1 pseudogene is annotated in these 1,215 nt (G+C 48.9%); it reads left to right on the top strand.

Features of this window, described 5'->3' with window-relative positions:
- Positions 1 to 1,215 (top strand): annotated as a pseudogene (gene gltB / locus R7R78_RS24140) (glutamate synthase large subunit); the annotation flags it as partial.

The following is a 1,215-nucleotide window of genomic DNA, read 5'->3' as shown; positions in this document are numbered from 1 at the left end:
TGGTAAAACAGGTGATGGTTGTGGTCTTCTATTACAAAAGCCCGATTCCTATTTACGCCTTATCGCCGAAGAGAATGGTTTCAACCTAGGCAAACAATATGCCGTAGGGATGCTTTTCTTCAGCCAAGATCCGGTTAAAGCTCAATTATCTAAAGACATCGTCAATAAAGAACTCGCTCAAGAGACCTTAACGGTTGCGGGTTGGCGCGAAGTTCCAACAAATTCTGCAGTACTCGGCCCGATTGCGGCCAACTCACTGCCCAATATTCAGCAAGTCTTTATCTCAGCTCCAGCGGGCTGGCGTGAACGCGACATTGAACGTCGTCTCTATATTGCCCGTCGCCGTATTGAAAAACAGATCACCGAGGATCCTGATTTCTACATCTGTAGCTTATCGACGCAAGTGCTGGTGTACAAAGGTTTGTGCATGCCTGCGGATTTGCCTCGCTTCTACCTTGATCTTGCTGATCTACGTATGGAATCAGCTATCTGTCTGTTCCACCAGCGTTTTTCAACCAACACTCAACCTCGCTGGCCACTGGCGCAGCCGTTCCGTTATCTTGCTCACAACGGTGAGATCAATACCATTGAAGGCAACCGCCAATGGGCCCGAGCGCGTGCTTATAAGTTCTCTTCCCCATTGCTGCCCGATTTACAAACCGCAGCTCCGTTTGTAAATGAGACTGGTTCGGATTCTTCAAGTCTGGATAACATGTTGGATCTTTTCTTGGCCGGCGGCATGGATATCTTCCGAGCCATGCGAATGCTTGTTCCACCAGCATGGCAACATCACCCAGATATGGATCCCGATCTACGAGCCTTCTACGATTTCAACTCCAAACACATGGAGCCTTGGGATGGCCCAGCAGGGATCGTACTTTCCGATGGCCGCTACGCAGCATGTAACCTCGACCGAAACGGTCTGCGCCCAGCTCGCTACGTGATCACAAAAGACAAGTTGATCACGCTGGCTTCTGAAATCGGTATTTGGGATTACGCACCAGACGAAGTTGCGAAAAAAGGTCGTGTTGGCCCTGGTGAGTTGTTAGTTGTCGATACTCGTAAAGGTAAACTGTGGCAATCAAGCGAGATCGATAACGATCTCAAATCTCGTCACCCATACCGCGAATGGATGGAAAACAACGTTCGCAAACTAACGCCATTCTCTCAGTTACCTGAAGATCAAGTGGGTGAACGAAGCTTCGATGAAGATTT

The sequence above is a fragment of the Vibrio sp. 2134-1 genome (assembly GCF_033339495.1).
Note: the sequence above shows the minus strand (reverse complement) of the source record. Positions and strands in the feature narration are given on the sequence as shown.